Annotated in this window: 21 protein-coding genes; 19 read left to right on the top strand and 2 right to left on the bottom strand. The window is 45.2% G+C overall.

Annotation, left to right across the window (positions count from 1 at the left end):
- Positions 1–93 precede the first annotated feature (93 nt).
- The 15 genes from DBT50_RS09200 (at position 94) to DBT50_RS09130 (ending at position 13,856) form a co-directional block, all read left to right on the top strand.
- Positions 94–285: a hypothetical protein gene (locus DBT50_RS09200; protein WP_111852267.1), complete on the top strand. Its 192-nt coding sequence runs from the start codon at positions 94–96 to the stop codon at positions 283–285.
- Between the two features lie 34 nt (positions 286–319).
- A complete protein-coding gene (locus DBT50_RS09195; protein WP_111852266.1) occupies positions 320–589 on the top strand; it encodes a hypothetical protein in 270 nt (89 codons plus the stop codon).
- 184 nt (positions 590–773) lie between these two features.
- A complete protein-coding gene (locus DBT50_RS09190; protein ID WP_111852265.1) occupies positions 774–1,970 on the top strand; it encodes a MalY/PatB family protein in 1,197 nt (398 codons plus the stop codon).
- Positions 1,971–2,095: 125 nt separating this feature from the next.
- A complete protein-coding gene (locus DBT50_RS09185) occupies positions 2,096–2,458 on the top strand; it encodes a MerR family transcriptional regulator (RefSeq protein WP_060779097.1) in 363 nt (120 codons plus the stop codon).
- Between the two features lie 80 nt (positions 2,459–2,538).
- Positions 2,539–3,888, top strand: coding sequence for a flavocytochrome c (locus DBT50_RS09180; RefSeq protein WP_111852264.1), 1,350 nt, complete (start codon positions 2,539–2,541; stop codon positions 3,886–3,888).
- Between the two features lie 259 nt (positions 3,889–4,147).
- On the top strand, positions 4,148–4,858 hold the full coding sequence (locus DBT50_RS09175) for an HAD family hydrolase (protein ID WP_181566109.1): 711 nt from the start codon (positions 4,148–4,150) through the stop codon (positions 4,856–4,858).
- Positions 4,859–5,030: 172 nt separating this feature from the next.
- Positions 5,031–5,723, top strand: a complete 693-nt coding sequence (gene rpiA, locus DBT50_RS09170) for a ribose-5-phosphate isomerase RpiA (protein WP_111852262.1) — start codon at positions 5,031–5,033, stop codon at positions 5,721–5,723.
- 12 nt (positions 5,724–5,735) lie between these two features.
- Positions 5,736–6,395: an HAD family hydrolase gene (locus tag DBT50_RS09165; protein ID WP_111852261.1), complete on the top strand. Its 660-nt coding sequence runs from the start codon at positions 5,736–5,738 to the stop codon at positions 6,393–6,395.
- Positions 6,396–6,598: 203 nt separating this feature from the next.
- Positions 6,599–8,596: a transketolase gene (gene tkt, locus DBT50_RS09160; protein WP_111852260.1), complete on the top strand. Its 1,998-nt coding sequence runs from the start codon at positions 6,599–6,601 to the stop codon at positions 8,594–8,596.
- A 100-nt stretch (positions 8,597–8,696) separates the two neighbouring features.
- Entirely contained in the window at positions 8,697–9,344 is a 648-nt protein-coding gene (gene fsa / locus DBT50_RS09155; RefSeq protein ID WP_111852259.1) for a fructose-6-phosphate aldolase, read from the top strand.
- A 470-nt stretch (positions 9,345–9,814) separates the two neighbouring features.
- Positions 9,815–10,471, top strand: coding sequence for a nitroreductase family protein (locus tag DBT50_RS09150; RefSeq protein WP_181566108.1), 657 nt, complete (start codon positions 9,815–9,817; stop codon positions 10,469–10,471).
- 262 nt (positions 10,472–10,733) lie between these two features.
- The gene (locus DBT50_RS09145; protein WP_111852258.1) at positions 10,734–11,390 is read left to right on the top strand and encodes a nitroreductase family protein; all 657 of its coding nucleotides are present in this window, start codon (positions 10,734–10,736) and stop codon (positions 11,388–11,390) included.
- Positions 11,391–11,628: 238 nt separating this feature from the next.
- Positions 11,629–12,582, top strand: a complete 954-nt coding sequence (locus DBT50_RS09140) for an NAD(P)/FAD-dependent oxidoreductase (RefSeq protein ID WP_111852257.1) — start codon at positions 11,629–11,631, stop codon at positions 12,580–12,582.
- A 61-nt stretch (positions 12,583–12,643) separates the two neighbouring features.
- Positions 12,644–12,955: a thioredoxin family protein gene (locus tag DBT50_RS09135; protein ID WP_111852256.1), complete on the top strand. Its 312-nt coding sequence runs from the start codon at positions 12,644–12,646 to the stop codon at positions 12,953–12,955.
- A gap of 115 nt (positions 12,956–13,070) precedes the next feature.
- Positions 13,071–13,856 (top strand): inositol monophosphatase family protein, encoded by a 786-nt coding sequence (locus tag DBT50_RS09130; protein WP_111853429.1) that lies wholly within the window; start codon positions 13,071–13,073, stop codon positions 13,854–13,856.
- Positions 13,857–14,152: 296 nt separating this feature from the next.
- Here the strand turns inward: DBT50_RS09130 and DBT50_RS09125 are convergent, their stop codons facing one another.
- A complete protein-coding gene (locus DBT50_RS09125; RefSeq protein ID WP_181566107.1) occupies positions 14,153–15,091 on the bottom strand; it encodes a LysR family transcriptional regulator in 939 nt (312 codons plus the stop codon).
- A 233-nt stretch (positions 15,092–15,324) separates the two neighbouring features.
- Here DBT50_RS09125 and DBT50_RS09120 point away from each other — a divergent pair, with 233 nt between their 5' ends.
- The 4 genes from DBT50_RS09120 (at position 15,325) to DBT50_RS09105 (ending at position 20,689) form a co-directional block, all read left to right on the top strand.
- The gene (locus DBT50_RS09120) at positions 15,325–16,110 is read left to right on the top strand and encodes an enoyl-CoA hydratase/isomerase family protein (protein WP_111853428.1); all 786 of its coding nucleotides are present in this window, start codon (positions 15,325–15,327) and stop codon (positions 16,108–16,110) included.
- A 54-nt stretch (positions 16,111–16,164) separates the two neighbouring features.
- Entirely contained in the window at positions 16,165–17,118 is a 954-nt protein-coding gene (locus DBT50_RS09115; RefSeq protein ID WP_224785063.1) for an NAD(P)H-dependent flavin oxidoreductase, read from the top strand.
- A 630-nt stretch (positions 17,119–17,748) separates the two neighbouring features.
- Positions 17,749–19,002 carry a CaiB/BaiF CoA transferase family protein gene (locus DBT50_RS09110; RefSeq protein ID WP_111853426.1) on the top strand — a complete coding sequence of 418 codons (1,254 nt, stop codon included), beginning with the start codon at positions 17,749–17,751 and terminating at the stop codon, positions 19,000–19,002.
- A 751-nt stretch (positions 19,003–19,753) separates the two neighbouring features.
- Complete coding sequence (locus DBT50_RS09105; RefSeq protein WP_111852250.1) at positions 19,754–20,689, top strand: Abi family protein; 936 nt, start codon at positions 19,754–19,756, stop codon at positions 20,687–20,689.
- Positions 20,690–20,821: 132 nt separating this feature from the next.
- Here the strand turns inward: DBT50_RS09105 and DBT50_RS09100 are convergent, their stop codons facing one another.
- Positions 20,822–21,559, bottom strand: a complete 738-nt coding sequence (locus DBT50_RS09100) for a cyclase family protein (RefSeq protein ID WP_111852249.1) — start codon at positions 21,557–21,559, stop codon at positions 20,822–20,824.
- Positions 21,560–21,760 lie beyond the last annotated feature (201 nt).

Genomic DNA, 21,760 nt, shown 5'->3' with positions numbered 1-21,760 from the left:
AGTTGCTCTTTAAGGGGACTTGGTTTTTTCTTTGTTTTTATAAATGATTTCATACTTGTTTGTCTTATAATAAGAAAAAAGGAGGGGAAGCTTATGGATAGAATAGGAAAGGATACTCTAGCTTTTGAACGTAGTGCTGATAAGGAGCGAGAAGCTCTTCTGGAAGAATTGCAATCTGAAATTAGTCAGAGCTTTGCTGGTTTAGAAGAGGGGAGGGCTTATAGCCTCAGTGAAGTGAGAGATCAAGTTAAAAATTATTCCCTTTCTCCTGATAATTGGCTATAATAATTTATCCAAATCCTTGACTAGAGGTGACAAGATGTTTAAACAAGTGCTTCATTCTGGCCACAAGTATTGTTTTTGGCTGGGAATCTTGGTTCTATTGCTGTCTATTTTACTGCCTGACTTATTCGGCCCTACCATGCGCCCCTTAGCCTATGCCACCATCTTTATTTGTCCTGCCTTAGGGCTAGTTGGCGGACTCCTGTCCCTCTACCACAAACGCTTGTGGTACTTTCTCGGTAATCTCTGTTTGATCTTTTCCTTTGGTATTCTCTGGTTTGTGGGAACGCTGATCTTTGGCCCCTAAAAAATTATTATCAGCGAATTCAAATGGCTTCCGCTTCTATCCAGTGGAAGTCTTTTTATATCAGTTATCGCTTTTAGGGATAGCTAGTGATCAGCTTTTAATATGGCGGGCGAGGGGTCAGCGAGCAGTTCAGCCGCTAATCTATGCTACACTTATAGAAAAGACTGGGAAAGGGAGGAATTTGATGAATAAAGCAGATTTAATTGTAGATAGAAGAGGGACCCAAACCACCAAATGGGGGCAGTTAGAGAACAGCTTTGGGGACTCTGACCTGATTCCTTTGTGGATTGCGGACATGGACTTTGCTACCGCACCGGAAATTAAAGAAGTTCTCCACGCCTATGTGAAACAAAACCAATACGGCTATGCCCCTGTGCGTCCCGAATACTACCAAGCTATTATTGACTGGACCAAGAAGCATTTCGACTATGACACCGAAAAAGACTGGTATTTCTATACCCCAGGAGTCTGCACCGGGATTGCCTATGTCCTCGTAGCACTTTTAAATGAAGGAGATAAGGTCCTGATCCAAAATCCGGTCTACAATCCCTTCCGGACCGTGGTTGAAGAAGCCAACCGCACCCTGGTCATGCAAGACCTCTTAGGTGACGATGATACGGGCTACACCATCGATTTTGAAGCCTTGGAAAAAGCTTTCAAGGAAGACGATATCAAGGCTCTGCTTTTCTGTTCCCCGCAAAATCCGACTGGCCGGGTCTGGACGGAAGCAGAACTCAAGCAAGTGGTCGCCCTCTGTAAGCAATATGATGTCTTACTGATTTCTGATGAAATCCACCGCGACTTTGTCTGGGAAGGCCATCATCATATCGCCATCGATAAAGTGGCTCAAGACCAAGACTTTGACCAAGTGATTACCCTGACTGCGGGGTCTAAGACCTTTAACTTGGCCCAATTCAGCCATTCCCTAATGATTGTTCGTGACCCAGACTTACGGGCCAAAATTCAAGCCTTCTATGACAAGTTGCACTTGAACAATCCAGGCTCGCCAGCAGGCTACCTGGCCTTAGAAGCGGCTTACCGTCACGGGGAAGACTGGCTCGAGACCATTAAAGAAATTATTTACTCAAACTACCAAAACTTGCGCGACATCCTCACAGAGGCTCTCCCGGAAATCAAGGTTGCTAACTTGGAAGCGACTTATCTGATGTGGATTGACCTGGGCGCTTACGTGCCAAGCAAGGACTTGAAACATGTGGTCCAAGATAAGGCTAAATTAGCGGTAAACTATGGCCATACTTATTGGCCAACCAAAGCCAATGATACCCATATTCGCATTAACTTGGGGACTGATCCGGCCTTAATTGAGCAAGCTGGCAAAAACCTGGTTCAAGCCATTAAAGACTATCAAGCTGAACATTAAGTAATATTTTATCGACAAGTGAATAAAAGATAAAAGGGCAAGGAACTTGCCTTTTTATGTGAGATAAAGTAACATATTCATGACAGAAACTACTAAGAGGTAAAAAAGAAAGTGGGGTTTTAGATATGGCAGAGAAACAATTACGGCGGTCACGGGCGGTCTTTCCGATTGGGACAGTGATGAAGTTAACCGATCTCACCGCACGTCAAATTCGTTATTATGAGGAGCAAAAGTTAATTGCCCCGCACCGCACCGACACCAATCGGCGGATGTATTCCTTGAATGATGTGGACCGTTTACTGGATATTAAGGATTATCTCGATGATGGCTATAGTATCCAGATGATTTATAAAATTTATAATGAACCTAAGGACGTAACCCATGAAAGTAAGCAATTAACTGAGGATGATGTCCGTCGTATTCTTTATAATGAGTTTCTCGCCGCCGGGGGCTTTGATAATGTTCCGGGAGAGAAACCGCGCTTTTAAGACATACTAGGGTTTTATGCAGCAGCCTGTCCAATGAGGGATGGGTTGCTTTTTTTGGCTCTTAAGTGAAAGGAAAAAACATGGCTAAGATAAAAGATGCTTACGATGTGATTATTATCGGTTCCGGGGGCGCGGGGATGACTGCTGCCATTACCGCCCATGACCTGGGGCTCGAGACTATCATCTTTGAAAAAACCGAAAAAATCGGTGGTAATACCAATAAGGCTTCCAGCGGGATGAATGCCAGTGAGACCAGCTACCAAAAGGCGGCTGGCGTGGATGATAAGAAGGAAGACTTCTTTGAAGAAACGCTCAAAGGGGGACACGGGGCCAATCACCAAGACCTGCTCCATTATTTTGTCGATCATTCGGCCCAAGCTATTGATTGGTTGGCTGATTTAGGGATTGTGCTGGATAACTTGACCATTACTGGCGGCATGTCCAAGGCCCGCACCCACCGTCCCCATGATGGTTCGGCGGTAGGCGGTTACTTGGTTAAAGGGTTGAAAGCCAATCTGGAAAAACGTCAGATTCCTGTGGTACCCCAGGCTGATGTCCAAGAAATTTTGGTCGACCAGGGCCAAGTGAAAGGCGTTAAAGTGACCGTTGATGGAGAAAATTATCAAGTCCAAGGCCAAGCCGTCATTATTGCGGCCGGTGGTTTTGGGGCCAATGCCAAATTGGTTGAAGCCGCTCGTCCAGAGTTGGCTGGTTATGTGACGACTTCTGGCCCAGGAATTACGGGAGACGGGATCTTGATGGCCCAAGAACTCGGCGCTGGCACGGTTGATATGGACCAAATCCAAGTCCATCCTACTGTTCACCAAGAGGAAGGCATATTAATCGGGGAAGCGGTCCGCGGTGAAGGAGCCATCTTGGTTGACGGTCAAGGCCAACGTTTTACCAATGAATTAGGAACCCGGGATGTGGTTTCCCAGGCTATTACCGACCTTCCTGACCACAAGGCCCGCTTGATCTTTGACCAAGGGGTGCGTGACCGGGCCAAGGCGATTGAATTCTACGCTGCCAAGGGTTATGTAACTGAAGGAGACGATTTAACTGAATTAGCTGAAAAGATCGGTTTGCCAGCAGACCAACTGGCTCAAACTGTGGCAGACTATAGCCAAGGTATCGCTGAAGGCAAAGACGAGTTCGGGCGCACAACCGGTTTACATGCCCTTGACCAAGCCCCTTATTATGCCATTGAAATTGCGCCAGGGGTCCACTACACTATGGGTGGTTTAAGCATTGACCAAGACGGTCGGGTCCTTAAGACAGATGGCACTGGCTACATTCCTGGACTCTACGCCTGCGGGGAAGTCGTGGGTGGCTTGCACGGGTCTAACCGGATCGGCGGGAACTCCATCGCTGAAATTATTGTCTTTGGCCGCTTAGCTGGACAGAAGGCGGCGGAAGCGGTGAAGGGGTAGTTTTTAATCAAAGGGGAAAAACAGGAGCTTCAAATGATTGATAGGCTCCTGTTTTTATTTTGTAAACCAATGAAAACGCTACATTATGGGATTTCATCTGGTACTTTATCGACTTTATGTTAAAATCGATTTTAGGAAGAAAACAAACTAAGATGAAGCGATGGAAGTAAGAGGTCGCCCAGGAGGCGGCTTTTCTTTTGAAGATTGGCAGGCTTTCCCTCGCTTCACTTGCTAACTATAAAAGGGAAGGATGAGTTCCTTGATTCAAGCAGTAGGCTGGGATTTGGATGATACTTTATATGACCGTAATTTACCCTATTTAGCCGTTTACCAGTATATGGAAGAAAACGTGGTAGAAACCGGAATTGGTTTTGAGACCTTTAATTATTTCTATCAAATGAATAGTGATATTGAATTTCGCCGCTATACCGATGGACAGGCATCAGTGGACCAATACCGCAATAACCGGGTCTTGATGACCTATGCCCAATTTGGTTTTACCATTAAGAAGCAGGATGCCATCCTCTTCAATCAAAAATATGAAGAAGCCAAAGAGGATATTGTCTTACGCCCCGGCGCCAAGGACTGCTTAGACCTGCTTCAAAAGGCTGGCCTTAAGCAGTTCCTTCTGACCAATGGCCCGGCCCAACAAGCCCATAAGGTTGATTTATTAGGGCTGGAAGATTATTTCAATGACAAGAATATTTTCATCTCCAGTCAGATGGGGACCGCTAAACCAGCCTTAGAGATTTTTCAAAAAGTGGAAGAGTCTTTAGATTTAGATCCAGCGACAACTCTCTATGTTGGCGATAATTACGAAGCGGATATGATGGGGGCCACTAAGGCAGGCTGGCAGGGCTTGTTTTTGAACGTCCATCACAAGAAGGCGGAAGATATTGATGAGGCTATTCCCGTATGTGAAAATATGGAAGCGGTCTATGACTTTTTAAGTCAAGCACAATTAGCTTAAGAATAAATACAAATTAGGGAAATATTGTTAGGGTATTTCCCTTTTTTGCTTTGACAAAGTGGTCACAGGGACTCGATCAAAGTCTGGCATGGAATTCCCAGAGAAATCGGTGTCATTCTTATACATTCAAGGAAAAATAGGTATAATGGAAGCAAAAAGGAGGACATAGAAAATGGATAATAAAGAATTAGTTGGACGTCAAGCAGCCTATCTGGTAGAAGACCATAGCGTGGTGGGCTTAGGAACTGGGTCAACGGCCTGGTACTTTATTGATGAATTGGGTAAACGGGTTCAAGAGGAAGGCTTAAGCCTCAAGGCGGTGTCATCCTCGATCAAGTCCATTGACCAAGCCAAGGCCCTGGGGATTGAAGTGCTCCCCATTGACCAAGTGGATGCTGTCGACTTAACCATCGATGGGGTGGATGAATTTACCGACGACTTTGACGGCATTAAGGGGGGCGGCGGTGCTCTCTTAGAAGAAAAGATCGTGGCAACTTACAGTAAACGGATTATTTGGGTCGCCGAAGAGCGTAAACACGTCGACCACTTAGGCGCCTTTCCCCTAGCGGTTGAAGTGATTAAAAACGGCCACCAACACCTCTTCAAACACTTTGAAGACAAGGGTTACCAACCGACTATGCGAAAAACGGAAAATGGCGACCTCTTCCATACCGATAATGATAACTATATTATTGACCTGCACTTAGAAGCGATCAAAGATCCTAAGGCTCTGGCCGATGAACTGATTCATTTAGTGGGTGTGGTGGAACATGGCCTCTTCTTAGGCATGACCGAGGATGTTTTACTCGCTCAAGACGGTCAAGTTTACTTTGTTTCCGGACGCGAATTTCCTAAACAAGACTAAGTGAGGTGACTTATGCAGGCAGTATTATTTGATATGGATGGGGTCCTGGTTGACTCCGAGTATACCTACCTAGAAACCAAGACGCAAATGCTACGTGACCGCGGCATTGATAAGGATGAAAGCTATCAATATCAATTTATGGGAACGACCCATGAACACATGTGGCAAGTGATGAAGGACGAATGCCAATTACCGGAAACGGTGGCTTTTTATATCCAAGAAATGAATCAAAGACGCCATGAAATGATCGCTCGTGATGGGGTGAAAGCGATTAGGGGCGTGGTGGACTTCGTTAAGTCCCTGTACCAAGCTGGTTTACCCTTAGCTGTAGCCTCTTCCTCGCCACGGGCCGAAATTGAACACTTTATGGAAGAATTGGGCTTGTCAGATTGCTTCCAAGCCTATGTTAGTGGGGAAGAAGTCGACCATTCTAAGCCGGCTCCCGATATCTTTATTGAAGCCGCTCGCCAACTAGGACTTTCAGCCAAAGAGTGCGTAGTCTTTGAAGATACCAAAAATGGTAGTCTAGCCGCCCACCGTTCTGGGGCCTATACCATTGGTTTTGAAAATCCTGACTATCCTAGCCAAGATTTATCCGCAGCAGATGAGATTATTTCTGATTTTTCTAAAATAAATTTAGCTGACTTTCTCAAACACTTTGAACAAAAGTAAGCATTAAAGTCGGGTGAAAAGTCGTTTGAAGAATGGCCTCGGCCAAAACGACTGAAAAAATGACGAATTCTCTGTACAAATGTACAAGAAATGACCGCTGTAAGGGCCATTATCTCGCTGATTATTCGCTTGAAATCGATTTCAAAGTCCGATATAGTTGTTTTTAGAAGATGCATAAATCAATAACAGTAAAGGAGAAAATGATGTTTAATCAAACAGATGAACTCGCTGTTAATGCAGTGCGTATATTAAGTATTGATATGATTAACAAGGCTAATTCCGGCCACCCAGGCTTACCGATGGGTTCGGCGCCTATGGCCTATGCTTTGTGGGCTGAACATATGGTGCAAAACCCAAGTGATCCGCGTTGGACCAACCGGGACCGCTTTGTTTTATCAGCGGGGCACGGTTCTGCCTTACTCTATAGCTTGTTACACTTATCTGGTTACAAGCTGACCATGGATGACATTAAACAATTCCGGCAATTGAATTCGAAAACCCCAGGCCACCCTGAAGTCCACTTTACTGAAGGGGTGGAAGCAACAACTGGTCCTTTGGGTCAAGGCTTGGCTAATGCGGTAGGAATGGCGATGGCTGAAGCCCATGACGCTGCTATCTATAACCAAGGCGACTACAAGATCGTTGACCACTATACCTATGCCCTCTGTGGGGACGGGGACTTGATGGAAGGTATTTCTCACGAAGCTGCTTCCCTAGCTGGCCACCTCCAATTAGGTAAACTAATTGTCTTCTACGACTCCAATGATATTTCCCTAGATGGACCAACTGACAAGGCCTTTACCGAAGACAACAAGGGCCGTTTCGAAGCTTACGGCTGGCAACACATTTTAGTGGAAGATGGCCGCGACTTAGCCGCCCTTTCTAATGCTGTGGAAGAAGCCAAAGCTGAAAGCAATAAACCAACCATCATCCAAGTCAAAACGGTGATCGGTTACGGATCCGAAAACGAAGGCACTTCTGCGACCCATGGTAACCCTATTGGTGAAGAGGACCGGGCCCATGCCGCTAAGATTTACGGTTGGGAACATGAAGCCTTTGATATTCCTCAAGAAGTCTATAACCGTTTCCAAGAACGGGTAGCTGACCGCGGGGCTAAGGCTCAAGAGGCATGGCAAGAACAATTCAAGGCCTATGAAGCCGACTATGCCGACTTAGCAGCCCAATACAAACGGGCCTATGCTGGTGAACTGCCTGCGGACTGGGCCGACTGCCTGCCAAGCTATGATGTTAATGATGAGGCTATGGCTTCCCGGAAGACCAGCCAAAAAGCCATCCAAGCCATTGCCCAAACTCTCCCTGAATTCTGGGGTGGGTCGGCTGACTTGAAGTCTTCTAACAATACCTATATTGATAGCGATAGTGACTTTGAAGCCGGTAATTACGCGGGCCGCAACATTTGGTATGGAGTCCGTGAATTTGCTATGGGCGCTGCCATGAACGGGATTCGTTTACACGGTGGATCAATTCCTTATGCCGGAACGTTCTTTGTCTTCTCGGACTATCTCCGGGCAGCTATGCGGGTAGCGGCCTTATCCCACTTACCTTCAACCTTTGTCTTTACCCATGACTCCATTGCCGTTGGGGAAGACGGGCCAACCCACGAACCCATCGAACAACTCGCAACTTTCAGAGCCATGCCAAATATCAACACCATCCGTCCCGCTGACGGTAACGAAGTCTCAGCCGCTTGGAAAATTGCCGTCGAAACTAAAGACACTCCAACTGTCCTAGCTCTTTCCCGGCAAAATCTCCCGGTTCTCAAGGGTACCGCGGACAAAGCTATGGAAGGCGTGGCTCGCGGAGCTTATGTTCTCTCGGATGCTCAAGGCCAAACCCCAGACGGGATCTTAATTGCGACCGGTTCCGAAGTCAACCTAGCTATGGAAGCCCAAGAAGAGCTAGCTAAAGACGGTATCGATGTCCGCGTAGTATCTATGCCTTGTCAAGAGCTCTTCGACCAAGAAGACCAAGCTTATAAAGAAAGCGTCCTTCCAAGTGAAGTTAAAAACCGGATGGCTATCGAAATGGCCGCAACATTTGGTTGGGAACGCTATGTGGGTGACCACGGTGTCATCCTCGGCTTAGACCGCTATGGTCAATCCGGTAAGGGTGGTCAAGTCATGGAAGCTTTAGGCTTTAGCTTAGACAATGTGGTGAAAACCTACAAAAACGCCTTTTAATAAATAGTCAATATTGGGAAAAAAGAAAATGAATGGATTAGCGTTGTTACTTAGGATTTGATAGATAAAATCACTGCGATTAGTTTTCAAGGAGGCTATCATGAAATTTTTCTTAGATACTGCAAATATTGATGAAATTAAGCGAATCAATGATTTGGGACTCTGTGACGGGGTAACCACTAACCCATCTTTAATTAACAAAGAAGGCCGCGACTTTGAAGAAATCATTAAAGACATTGCTTCAACTGTCGACGGACCGGTTTCAGCTGAAGTCACCAGCTATGACTACGAAGGCATGGTAAAAGAAGCCCGCGAATTAGCCGCTTGGGCGGACAATGTGGTCGTTAAGATTCCAATGACCGAAGATGGCTTAAAAGCCACCCACACCTTAGCCCAAGAAGGCATTAAGACCAACGTGACCCTAATCTTCTCCGTTTCCCAAGGACTCTTAGCCGCCAAAGCTGGAGCCACCTACATCTCCCCATTCATCGGTCGGATTGATGACATGGGTGAAGACGGCCTCCGCTTAATCGCTGAATTACGTGAAGTCTTAGACATCTATGGTCTCGACTCACAAATCATCGCCGCATCCATCCGCCACATCGGTCACTTCGAAGGCGCAGCCCTCGCCGGCGCTCATGTTGCCACCATCCCAGGCACCATCTTCCCTAAACTCTGGAGCCACCCACTCACCGACAAAGGCATCGAAGGCTTCAAAAAGGACTGGGACGCCTTCACGAAAAGATAGAGTGCGACAAGCGCAAAAAGAGGGGAGACCATTGGAAGAAGTGCGCAGTAAATCCTCAAAGAGGATTTGCAAGGACTTCTGAAATGGAGCTCACCTCGCGCTTGGAGCAGGTTTGGTAAGGATATGAGGAAGGATCAATGATCCCCTAACGCCATCAGTATTAATCGGCTTTTGATCGGCATTTGTCACTAATATTTTGTCACTTTTCTTGCTTAATAGAATAATTGTGTTAAAATTGTATCAGTTCACTCCTTATGGGAGAACTAGTTATCAGTGCATGGTAAAGAAGAGAGGTTGTGACTTCGGTTGCAGCCTCTTTTTCTATGGATTTTTTGATCGGAATTGTCGTAGTTTTCCCAGCCTATGATCGTTTATCGCTCTTTGACAAGGCAGCTACAAGGGAGTATTCTTTATGTGAAAATAATTACATGGATAAATTTTATTCAGATTAAGGGAAAGGTGCTATGATAATGACTGGAATAAAAAATAATGATTTTTCGGATGTGGTCTTTAAGCGGCGGTCTGTTCGCCATTTCGATCCTGACTTCAAGATTAGCCGGGACGAATTAAAGCAAATCGTTAAAGAAACCGTGACGGCACCTTCCGCATGTAACCTACAATCTTGGCATTTTGAGATTGTGGATAATGAAGCGGGCAAGGAAAAATTAAAATCTTACTTTATTCCTTTCAACACCCCACAAATTGATTCCTGTTCTGCCATGATCCTAATTTTTGGCGATACCCAATCCCATAAGAATTATCGCAAGGCCTGGGAAGATGACTACCATGCCGGTAAGATTACTAAGGAAGCAATGGAAGATAACTTTTCCAGAATTCTTTACCGCTATGAAAAGGGCGCACGTGACTTCCTAGTCAATGATGCCACCGTGGATGCCGCTATGGCTGCTATGCAACTGCTTTTAGTGGTCCGGGCTCATGGCTATGAAGGTAACGCCATCGCCGGTTACGATACCACAAAGGCCGCTGAAACCTTCGGTCTGGATCCCTACCGTTACCTGCCTGTCATGGCCGTTGCCCTTGGCGTGCCTGCTAAAAACGGGCCAGCTGAGGAAGACCATTCCGATCGTTATGGTTTGGAGACAATCCTACACTTTGTGGATGATTAAAGCTCTTTGGCTACTAGCAATTTATAATTACGCATACTTGTTTATTTAAAAATCCTAATAATCACTCCTTCTAAAGTCCGCTCTTTTCACTTGAAGAGCGGACTTTTTTATGGGTTATGTAAAATAATATTATGAGCATTCGTTCCTAGGGAGACAATCTTTTGACTTGGGGGAAGTAAAATGCTATTCTTTATGTGAAAAACATAACAATGCAATATTATAGAAAGTGTCACTGGTAAATAAAAGAAAGTAGGCGAAGAAGATGAGTCCATTTAAAAATAATGATTTTTCTGATGTCCTTTTGCAGCGGCGGTCGGTACGTCTATTTGACCCTGAGGTAAAAATTAGTCGGGAAGAATTGCAAGAGATGGTCAAAGAAACCATCACCGCGCCTTCCGCATGTAACTTACAATCCTGGCATTTTGAGATTGTTGACACTGAGGCGGGTAAGGAAAAGTTAAAATCCTATTTTATGCCCTTTAACTATCCGCAAATTGATTCTTGTTCCGCCATGGTGTTAATCTTTGGGGATACCCAGTCCCACAAAAACTACCGTCGTGTCTGGGAAGAGGCTTATGAAGCAGGGCGGATCACTAAGGAAAAATTAGATGAAGTCTTTGCGACCTTCTTACCCCTTTATGAGAATGGCTCACGAGAATTTCTGATGGCGGATGCCATGATCGATTCTAGTATGGCGGCTATGCAGCTTCTTTTAGTCGTTCGAGGCCATGGTTATGAGGGCAATGCGATTGCTGGTTATAACAGTAAGGTAGCTGCTCAAACTCTTGGTTTAGACCCTGAGCGCTATATTCCAGTTCTGGCAGTAGCAATCGGTAAGCCAGCCAAGAACGAGGAACAAGCTGCTGTCTACCAACAACGTTATGACGTCGACCAAGTTCTTCATTTCTTTGAAGAATAAGTTAATTGTAATTTTCTTAATGACCAATATATTTAGAGACTGTGATTTAGTTTCATGGTCTCTTTTTCTCTTTTACACTAAAAGTGTTGGCGCGACAACAGGACTAGACTTGGGCTTCTGCTATAATATTGGTGTAGAAATAAAGCGCTCTCATGTGATATTTCGAGCAAGTGATAAGTTTCGATTGACTACCGATAGTCAGTTGATTGATTAATAAATACTATGAGGAGGAAAGATAATGTCACAATATGATTTAGTGATTGTGGGGGCCGGACCTGCCGGAATGACCGCAGCGATTTATGGGGTACGGGCCGATTTAAAGGTATTAATGTTAGATAAATTAGCTCCCGGTGGCCAAGTGATTAACACCAATGAAGTCGATAACTATCCTGGTAAACCCAAGATTAATGGAGCCGAATTATGTATGGACATGTTCCAACATACCCAATCTTTAGGAGCTGACTTCGACTACAAGACCGTTACCCGGGTTCAAGTGGCTGATGATGGGGTCATGAAGACCATTTACTTTGCCGAAGATGAAGAAACCGTCCAGGCGCCAACGGTAATTGTGGCAACCGGAACCCGGTCGCGGACCTTAAACATCCCTGGGGAAGAACAATTCAAGGGTTCAGCCATCTCCTGGTGTGCCATCTGTGATGGGGCCAAATACCGTGACAAGGATGTTGTGATTATCGGTGGCGGGAACTCGGCTGTGGATGAGGGGACTTACCTAGCTGGTATTGTTAACCACCTTACCATCGTTACCGACTTTGACCTGACGGCTGACCCAGCTTCCTGTGACTACTTACGTTCCTTAGACAACGTGACAGTTTACCCTTATAAAGTCGTGCAAAGTTTTGAAGCCAATGAAGATGGCAGCCTCAAAGGGGTTAAATTTGCGGATAAGGAAAGCGGCGAAAACGAACAAGTCGTTGAATGTGATGGGGTCTTTGAATACATCGGTGCGGTGCCAAGTACCGAATTTATCCAAGACTTAGGCATTACCGAGTCCCACGGCTATGTGGAAACCGATGCCCATATGGCAACTGCTGTCCCAGGCATCTATGGCGCGGGAGACTCCAATAGTAAATTCTTACGGCAAATTGTTACCGCTACTTCAGACGGTGCGACCGCAGCCCAAGAAGCCAGTGGCTATATCAAGAAATTACGGGCAGAAGGCAAGTACGAATAAGTCAAAGTCGCTGCTTTTATGCTAGAGTATAAGTAAATTAATCAATAAGGAGTGACCCTGAGTGATCAAAGAATTAGACAAAGAGACTTTCAAAGAAGATTTACAAAATGGGACCGTTTTGGTCGATTTTTACTCCAAAACTTGCGGTCCTTGCAAGATGTTATCCTTTATCTTAGACGATGTGGGCAAGACTAAGGGGGAGGACCTCTCCATCATCAAAATTTCCTTTGAAGAAAACCCTGACTTAGTTGAAGAATACGGCGTTGAAGGCTATCCTACCTTAATCGCCTTTAAAGACGGCGAAGAAGTCAGCCGTAAAGCCGGCCTCCAACAAAAACCAGTGATTTTAAAGATGATTGAAGAAGCAGAATAAGGTTTTATTGAAAAAATAGCGTCAGTTTTAGAGTAACTGGCGCTTTTTGTTTCTAGTTAGTTAAAAATTAGACTGAAGACATTTTGTCAGACGCTGTTTAGAAAGTGGAATAACTATGGAAAACAAAGAGATTGCCAAGCTCATGGTCAGCTGGGCAGAAGAAGCTAAGGTCCAAGTCGATGCTGGTCTAAACCAAGACCTAAGAGTCAAGGAAAAGACAAGTGCCCGCGACCTGGTGACGGTTTTAGATGGTGAACTGGAACGCTTTTACCGCCAAGAAATTAAAAAGCACTTTCCCAACGACCGCATCCTTGGAGAAGAGGGGCAAGGGGACCAGGCCCAATCCCTGGACGGGGCGGTGTGGATCATTGATCCTATTGACGGCACGCTCAATTTTGTTAAGCAGCGGGCCCATTATGTGACCATGTTAGCTCGTTACGTAGATGGGGTTGGCCAAGTGGGGCTGATCTATGGCTTGGATACGGGTCAGTCGCTTTTAGCTCTGGCTCAAGAGGGCGCCTATTTAAATGGTCAGCCTCTGGATCTGGAGCGGCAACAAGCTTTGGCAGATGTCAGCTTGGACCAAGTCCTCATGTCTACTGAGGCTTTACCCCTAGATGGTGACCTCGGCCTCTATCAGCTGTCTAAAGCCAGCCTGGGCTTAAGAATTTTTGGCTGTGCGGGTTTGGATGTGGTCCACCTAGCTCTAGGACGGACGGGCCTTTACCTCAACCACCTCTACCCTTGGGATAATGCGGTGGCCTTAATCCTGGCAGACCTTTGCGGCTTTAAGGTGACCGATTTTAAAGGCCAGCCCCTGAATCTACTCGACCGTCAATATGTCCTGATGGCCTATCCCAAGATCCATGACCAAGTTCTGGACTATTTAATAAATAGATAGTAGATATGAGCATTCGTTCTGCTTTTGAATTTTTGGCGTTGAAAAGCCATGGCACCGGTTCGGGTCAAGGTCCCTCACCTAGCGAGCTTCAAACGGCTAGTACGGCTGATGCCTACTAGCCGTATTTCACATCGCTTGCTTATTCATGGCTAACGCCCAAATTCAAAGCGTCACTACTGCTCGTAGCTACTAAATAAATTTGAAAAATTAGTCATCAACAGAAAAAGTAAGGGACCGTAAATGAAAATTAGTTAATCAAGCGCCGTGTCGGGATTATCCCGTGAGTCAGCGCTTTTTTAATAACTAATTGACTGAGTGAGCGGGTCTTTTTTCTGACTGAAGAGTTGGATAAAGTCTTTGGCCGCGGGATTGAGTTGGGCCTTGGCCTTGTAAATGAGGTAGGTTTCCCGGTACAGTTCCATATCTCGGACCGCTAAGTATTTGACCTGGGGATAAGTCTGGCTGGCAGACTTGGTAGCTAGACTAATGCCAAAGCCGGATTGGACCAGGGAGATGATGGAGGCGTCGTTCATAACCTTGTGGCGGATGTTGATGTCATTGTAGTGGATATCCCCGGTTGAGCGCCCATACTTCTCCATGGCCAGGTGGCGCAGGTGCTCGGAATCATAGGTGCGGAAGAAAGTTTCCCCTTGAATTTGCTTGAAAGTGATGGAGTCATATTTAGCCAGGGGATGGTCTTTTGGCACCAAAATACCTAGACGTTCCTTAAGCAGACGAATACTTTTTAATCCTGGATAAGCGGGGTCGAATTCTTCACCGCTTAGGCAGGCCAGGTCGTAACTGCCGTCCATGACGCCCATGACCACTTCCTGGCTGAGAACCTCGGTATAGTTGATGGCGGTTTGGGGGTATTTTTCCTTAAAGATTTTGAGCAGTTCAGGGATAACAAAGTAAGTCGTCGAAAAGAGATTGGATGAGGACAAGGACAAGCTATCGCTGGTCTGGGCCAGTTCCTCTTGGACCTCGCGAATACTATCGGTAATATAGGTCATCCCTTGAACCAGGCGTTGAGCCAGCTTGTGACCGGCGTAGGTGATTTGAATGTCGCGGCCAGACTTCACAATGAGCGGGATGCGGAGCTTCTTTTCCAGTTTGGTAATGGCCTTGGACAGGGTGGAGGGAGACAGGTAGAGTTGGGCAGCTGCCTTAGTCAAACTTTTGCATTCGACTACCTTGATAAAGTAAGTCAGGTGCTGCCAGTTAAGTTCTTTCATGGTCGGGATCCTTTCAATCATTGAAAAATATTCATTAATAGCAGAAATTATTTCAATTTATTTTTCCAATCAAATATTGTATGATTAATCACAAGAGGAACAGTAACCGCTTCCATTTAGCTGTAACTTATAGATAAAGACAAGATCTAGTTTTTCCTCTAACGACTATCACTATAGCTTAATTATGAATATTTTTCACTAAAAAAGTTTAATGACGAGAAAGGAGCTGGACGATGTTTGACAATTTACTTTATGAAATTGATCAGCAAGTGGCGACCATTACCATGAATCGTCCCGACAGTGCTAATGGCATGGACCAAGGGATGATCAAGGACTTAGTGGCCGCTTTTCGCCGTGTGGAGACTGAACCTGACGTTCGGGTGGTCGTCCTGCGCGCCAAGGGCAAGCTGTTTTCGGGTGGCGGAGACATGGAGTGGATGAATGACATGGTTGACCAAGGCCAGTCCTTTGCTTCCACGGACATCTACCGGGCCAATGAAATTGCCCAAGCCATCCGCAGTGTCTCTAAACCAGTTGTGGCAGCCGTTCACGGGACCGTAGCTGGTGGAGCAGCGGGGATTATCATGGCCTGTGATTTTCGGATCATGAGCGACAAGGCTAAGATCGTGCCGGCTTTCTCCAATATTGGCTTAAGTGGCGACACGGGCTTGATTTATTCCTTGATACTGTCTTTGGGCTTTAGTCGGACCTATGAGATCATGGCGCTAGGTCAAGTCATTACCGCCCAAGAAGCTAATGACTGGGGGTTAGTGACCCGTTTAGCTAGTCCGGAAGACTTTGAAGCTACCGTCGCTGAATTTATCGAACTCTTGAAGAACCGGCCAACCCTGGCCTTAGCTAGACAAAAAGCAGCCATGAATGAATTCTTCTACCAAGACTTGGCTAAATTTGGCCTCAGTGAAGCGGTCAATATCCCATATCTTTCCACAACCGAGGACTTCAAGCAAGCCATCAAGGGCTTTGTCAATAAGGAAGAGGTTCATTTTCAAGGTAAGTAAGCTTAAAAATAGTTAATTAAATTAAAAATTATATTAGAAAAACCTAAGGAGGAAATGTCAATGACCGATGTATGTGAAATGTTAGGAATTAAATACCCAATCTTTTGTGGGGCCATGGGAGGAATTTCCCGTCCAGAACTAGTCGCTGCAGTCTCCAATGCCGGTGGGATGGGAATCCTAATGACCGCTGGGATGAAAGACGAAGCCAAGATCCGTGAAGCGGTGCAAAAGACCCGGGAATTAACCGACAAACCTTTTGGAGCCAACGTAGCTATTATTTCTGGTAACGCTAAAGAAGTTCTTGAAGTCCTTATTGACGAAGGTGTGAAATTCTTTACTACCGGTGCGGGGGACCCGGTGCCTTTCATCGACATGATTCATGAAGCTGACGCTAAGATCTTCCCAGTGGTGCCAAGCGCCCGGGTAGCCCGCAAGGTAGAAGATGCTGGCGCGGACGGCGTAGTCGTTGAAGGGATGGAAGCAGGAGGTCACGTGGGTCAAGCCACCACCATGACCCTAACCCGCCAAGCCGTTGAAGCGGTTGACCATGTCCCTGTCATTGCAGCAGGTGGGATCGCGGACGGCCACGGTTTAGCGGCTGCCTATGCCCTAGGTGCTGACGGCGTCCAAGTCGGAACTGTCCTCGTGGCTTCAAACGAAGCGCCAATCCATGACAACTACAAACAAGCTATCGTGGACGCAAACGACACCGCGACCTTTGTGTCAGGCTCCATGACCGGGGCTCCGATCCGGATTGAAAAGAACGCTGCCGCCAAGAAACACCACGACATGGATATGGATCCTGATGTAGATGTTAAAGGCATTGAGGCCTACACCATTCCATCCCTCACCAAGGCTGCTGCAGACGGTGATGTGAAGGAAGAAATCGTGACTTACGGGCAAATTGCTGGCTTAATCCATGAAGTCCGCCCGGTCAAAGAAATTATCGAATCCATCTTCCAAGAAGCCAATGAAGTTATTGACGCCTTAGCTGACAAGAAAATTTAAAGAAGAGAGTGTGACAGTCACATTAAAGGACGAAATCGCTGGAGAAAACTGGAATAAGCTCAGTTATAAGGATGTGAGGACGCCGTCAAAGACTTGAATTGCTGGAGGAAAATACCATAAGCACAGAAACCTGTGTGTTGGAATTTTCTGAAGCAACTTCAAGTCTGGCGTATGAACTCAACTAGACTGAGCCTTACCAGTTTTTAGTTGGGTTCGCCTTGGCAGACTTGGAGTGATTTCACAAGTTAGAAACAAGCGAATGTTTCGCTTTTATTCTGACTTGCTCCAATCATCCAAGCCTCAGCGCCAAGTCTCACACCCTGTGTGAAGCGGACGCTTGCTCAGCGCTTGGAACACATTTTAAGAGAGTGTGACGGGGGCGTCAAAGATCGATAGAGCTACGCATACTATATCTGTAACTCGCTGACGCTTCGAACAGCTATAGCAACTGGAACTAAAGAACAAAAATTCTTGAAAAGAATTTCTTGGGCTTTAGTGAAGTAGAGATCGATCTGCACCCGGAACACGTTTAATAGAGTGTGACTGGAACACGTTTGAAAAGAGACTAGGATTTTTGACCTAGCCTAATCATTCTAAAAAGAAAAAATCATTCAAGGAGGAAGATAAAGCATGACTGAAACTCGTAAAGACTTAATTCCTGAATACGGTCCCTTACATGGCGTGAGAATCCTCGGTTTAGGTTCCATTGTGGCCATGCCACATGTCGGTAACCTCTTAGCCGACTTAGGGGCTGAATTTATTCAAATCGAACGTCCCGGTATGGGGGACTCGCTGCGGATGTTGGCGCCTTTCTCTAAAAAAACCAAGGTGTCTAACGGCTGGATGCAAGACGCGCGGAACCGTTTAAGTATTACCCTAGAATCCAACCTCAACAATGAAGACGCCAAGGCAGTTTTCCTCGACTTGATTAAAGAAGTCGATATCTTCATGGACAATATGGTGTGGTTGAAGAAATTAGGCATTGACGATGATGAAATGTTAGAAGCTAATCCAAAACTCGTCATCTGCCACATCTCTGGTTTCGGCCAAGAAGCCTTTGGTGGCGAAGAAGGGGTTTCCGGACGGGCCTCCTTTGACATGATCGGCCAAGCTTACGGTGGCTTCTTGAACTTGAACGGGGAACCGGATGGGGCCCCAATGGTCGTGAAACCTTATCTCAACGACTATGTGTCTGCTCTAAACGCGACTTATGGAGTCCTAGCGGCTTATATCCACGCCCAAAAGACTGGTAAAGGCCAAGTGGTGGATGTGGCCCAATATGAAGCCATGGCCCGGATCCTCTGTGATACCTTTGTGACCTATACCGAGAATGGGGAAGACAAGGAACGGACCGGTAACAAGACCACGGCCTTCCAACCTTACGGCCTCTTCTTCGACAAGAACGGGGAATACGTGGTGGTTGGTGCCTTTGGACGCAATGTTTATAACCGTTTCCTTGAAGCAGTCGGCTTCGACAAGGAATACTTCGCCTATGAAGTCGCTGGTAACGGGGTAGATGCCGTGATGTCTGAACGTGGCCAAGAGCTCGACCAAAAGATTAAAGAATGGTGTAGTCAACGGACCGCTAAGGAAATCGAAGACACCCTAAACGCTCACCGGGTACCGGCTTCCAAGGTGAACAAGGCCTCAGATGCCCTCAATTCCGAGCACTTCAAGGCCCGCAACAACTTCGTGACCTATACCGACCAAACCAGTGGCGAAGAAGTCACTGCCTTCGGGGTGGTGCCACACATGAGCGAAACCCCAGGGAAAGTCTGGCGGGGTGCTCCAGCCATGGGTCAAGATAATGAATTAGTCTATGGCGACCTCCTAGGTTACTCCGAAGAGAAAATTGCTGAACTTAAAGAAAAAGGGCTTATTTAGAATAAGGATGTGAGGAAGGATCAGGGAGGGCGCTTCCTTGGAAGAAAAGTTGAAAAGATCAGCTTGCTGATCATTCAACTTTTCTGAAAGGACATCCCCTCACCCTTCCAAACTCAACTGTAAGGATGTGAGGACGCCGTCAGAGACTTGAATTGCTGGAGGAAAATACCATAAGCACAGGAAAGCTGTGCCTTGGAATTTTCTGAAGCAACTTCAAGGCTTGGCGTCCGAACTCAACTATTAGAGTATGACAAGCGCATCAAGAGGGGAGAGAGCTACTCATACTATATCTGTAACTCGCTCTACTTCGAACAGCTATAGCAATTGGAAGAAGTATGCAGTAAATCCTTGAAAAGGATTTTCAAGGATTTTTGAAATGGAGCTCACCTCGCGCTTGGAACAGGTTTGAGTTAGAATGTGACAAAAGTCGAATAAGTCTATAAAAACAACTTCCTCATTAGTGATGATATTAGTGGGGGAGTTGGTTTTATTTGGCATGAAATTTTAAAGCTATTAGTGCTATAAATATATCAAGTACTAGAATTTAATCTAAAAAGTTAGATAAAAATTTGACAATCTCTATCACAATATGTAGTATTATAAGTGAATGCTCAATCGCTCCCCAGTTTAGTGATTTAGGTCACTGAACATAACAGATACGTCTGACGGGGAGCTTTTTTTGTACTTAAAATTCTGTTAATATGCCTAAAGACCATGTTTATTTCTAGTTGTATGACGGGAGGATAGTTAAATGGCCTTTGAATCTAAGGAGTTTACAGATCAGGTAAGTCTATTTCAAGAACGTGGAATGCATTTTAATGATCCAGAACGAGCAGAAGAAACATTAAATTATATATCTTATTATAAAATTAAAGAATTCGCTGAACCCTTTGTAGATTATTGCAATGAAGTAAAACAATATAAGTCGATTACATTTGAAGAAGTTATTACAAGGTATTATAGAGATAAGAATTTACGGTTACATATTTTACATGTTATTGAAGATATAGAAGTGGCTTTACAAACACAGATAGCTTTTTACTTAGGGAAAAATACAGGCGAGTATGGGTATCTTAAAGCAAATAATTGGGCTGATATCCATAATTTTTCAAAAAAGAAAATTATTAAAACCCAATCTAAGGTCAACTATCGGGTGAAGTCTCAAGTTAAGATTGCAAAAAAGAATCCTGATAGCCATCGTGAAATAATAAATAAACTTGAACAGAATGGTAATTCCGAGTATCCTCCAGTTTGGTTGGGGATTAATCTGCTTATGTTTGGAAATTTAGTTTATATGCTAGAAATAATGTCGAGGCGTAATAAGGAACCTATTGCGAATTATTTTAATTGTACGATGTATGAATTATATACCTGGATGAGAATGCTTAATTTAGTTCGAAATACTTGTGCTCATAATCGAGATTTAATTGACTTACGTTTCATTACTTCTGTTCCAATAAAGGAAGAGTGGAAGAAATATCTTTATATCTATGGTGATGATAATAATATTGTTACAGATAGAATTGCCTTACCTATAATAATTATTAAGTATCTAATGGATCAGATAAATCCTAATTATCGTTTTAATTCTATTCGAAATATATTGAATAAATTAATTGAAAATGATCATAAGGCAAATTATTATGGATTTAAAAATAAAAAATCAGTTCTTAAATTATTTAAATAAATTATATATGCAATAATAAATTGTGCCTTTATGGAATAAAATAACAACGCGCCCTTGATCGAGTTTAAGAGGGCGCGTTTTAGTTTTTAATATGAAAAATAGTCTTAATATTAATGAATAGGGTGATTATCTTTACTCCTCTTCAGCTACCAAGGCATAGACACGGGCGGGGAAACTGGGGGCGCCTTTGACTTTGAGGGGAGCGACGACGATGACTGCGCCTTGGGTTGGTAGGGCGGAGAGGTTATTTAAGACTTCGACTTGGTAGCGGTCTTGGTCCAGCCAGTAGAATTCACCCGGTAAGGCTTCTTGGTCATGGTAGATGTGCCCAGGATCGGTATCCAGGTTTTCATGGCCAATGGCTTTGACATCGCGCTCATGGGCGAGAAATTCTAAGGCCTCCACGGTCCAACCAGGGGTATGGGCTTGGCCGTTTTCGTCTTCATTATAGAAGGCTTGGGGATCGTCCCAGCGCTTGGACCAGTCACTGGCAAAGGCAACAAAAGTTCCCGCGGGAATCTTGCCGTGGTCAGCTTCGTAGTCTAAGATGACCTCTTTAGTGACGGAGAAGTCGGAGTCAGCAGCGACTTCTTTTTCTAGGTGGAGGACATAGAGCGGCAAGATCAATTCATCCAATCCTACGCCGTCTAAGAGCCGTTTACCTGCTGCAAAGTGACCGGGGGAATCGATATGGGTCCCGTAAGAGGTGGCTAGGGTGTATTCTTTGGCGTAGAAGCCATCCTGGTCGATTGTGTTCAAGGTTTTTTCCTGAATGGGGTCAAAGGCATTGAACAAAGGAATATTTTCGTGCAATTCATGGGAAAGGTCGACGCGTTTGGCGTTAAGTAATTGGGAAAGATCTTGTGACATAGGGCATAACTCCTTCTAATTTTTCGTTAGTAACTTATTGTTGCATTAGTTCGACTGAATTGCCCTTATCTTAGATAAGCACACCGAAAAAAGCAAGAGTGGAGGGGGCGAGCCAAAGACTGTCGGTCAGTGGAAGCTTGGTCTGATCGGCTTTTTAGCAGGAATATGGAATAGTGATCAATGGTGATTTTAGTTGTGGGG

This window comes from Aerococcus tenax, from assembly GCF_003286645.3.
Lineage (GTDB): Bacteria > Bacillota > Bacilli > Lactobacillales > Aerococcaceae > Aerococcus > Aerococcus tenax.
The sequence above is the reverse complement of the archived record's forward strand: the minus strand, read 5'-3'. Positions and strand labels throughout refer to the sequence as shown.

Excerpts from the sequence above, each read along its gene's own strand:
- DBT50_RS09180 (WP_111852264.1), top strand. The coding sequence starts at position 2,539 with ATGGCTAAGATAAAAGATGCTTACGATGTGATTATTATCGGTTCCGGG.
- DBT50_RS09125 (WP_181566107.1), bottom strand. The coding sequence starts at position 15,091 with ATGAAAGAACTTAACTGGCAGCACCTGACTTACTTTATCAAGGTAGTC.
- DBT50_RS09145 (WP_111852258.1), top strand. The coding sequence starts at position 10,734 with ATGAGTCCATTTAAAAATAATGATTTTTCTGATGTCCTTTTGCAGCGG.
- DBT50_RS09195 (WP_111852266.1), top strand. The coding sequence starts at position 320 with ATGTTTAAACAAGTGCTTCATTCTGGCCACAAGTATTGTTTTTGGCTG.
- DBT50_RS09185 (WP_060779097.1), top strand. The coding sequence starts at position 2,096 with ATGGCAGAGAAACAATTACGGCGGTCACGGGCGGTCTTTCCGATTGGG.
- DBT50_RS09120 (WP_111853428.1), top strand. The coding sequence starts at position 15,325 with ATGTTTGACAATTTACTTTATGAAATTGATCAGCAAGTGGCGACCATT.
- tkt (WP_111852260.1), top strand. The coding sequence starts at position 6,599 with ATGTTTAATCAAACAGATGAACTCGCTGTTAATGCAGTGCGTATATTA.
- DBT50_RS09200 (WP_111852267.1), top strand. The coding sequence starts at position 94 with ATGGATAGAATAGGAAAGGATACTCTAGCTTTTGAACGTAGTGCTGAT.
- fsa (WP_111852259.1), top strand. The coding sequence starts at position 8,697 with ATGAAATTTTTCTTAGATACTGCAAATATTGATGAAATTAAGCGAATC.
- DBT50_RS09130 (WP_111853429.1), top strand. The coding sequence starts at position 13,071 with ATGGAAAACAAAGAGATTGCCAAGCTCATGGTCAGCTGGGCAGAAGAA.
- DBT50_RS09150 (WP_181566108.1), top strand. The coding sequence starts at position 9,815 with ATGACTGGAATAAAAAATAATGATTTTTCGGATGTGGTCTTTAAGCGG.
- DBT50_RS09115 (WP_224785063.1), top strand. The coding sequence starts at position 16,165 with ATGTCAATGACCGATGTATGTGAAATGTTAGGAATTAAATACCCAATC.
- DBT50_RS09165 (WP_111852261.1), top strand. The coding sequence starts at position 5,736 with ATGCAGGCAGTATTATTTGATATGGATGGGGTCCTGGTTGACTCCGAG.
- DBT50_RS09140 (WP_111852257.1), top strand. The coding sequence starts at position 11,629 with ATGTCACAATATGATTTAGTGATTGTGGGGGCCGGACCTGCCGGAATG.
- rpiA (WP_111852262.1), top strand. The coding sequence starts at position 5,031 with ATGGATAATAAAGAATTAGTTGGACGTCAAGCAGCCTATCTGGTAGAA.
- DBT50_RS09100 (WP_111852249.1), bottom strand. The coding sequence starts at position 21,559 with ATGTCACAAGATCTTTCCCAATTACTTAACGCCAAACGCGTCGACCTT.
- DBT50_RS09190 (WP_111852265.1), top strand. The coding sequence starts at position 774 with ATGAATAAAGCAGATTTAATTGTAGATAGAAGAGGGACCCAAACCACC.
- DBT50_RS09105 (WP_111852250.1), top strand. The coding sequence starts at position 19,754 with ATGGCCTTTGAATCTAAGGAGTTTACAGATCAGGTAAGTCTATTTCAA.
- DBT50_RS09110 (WP_111853426.1), top strand. The coding sequence starts at position 17,749 with ATGACTGAAACTCGTAAAGACTTAATTCCTGAATACGGTCCCTTACAT.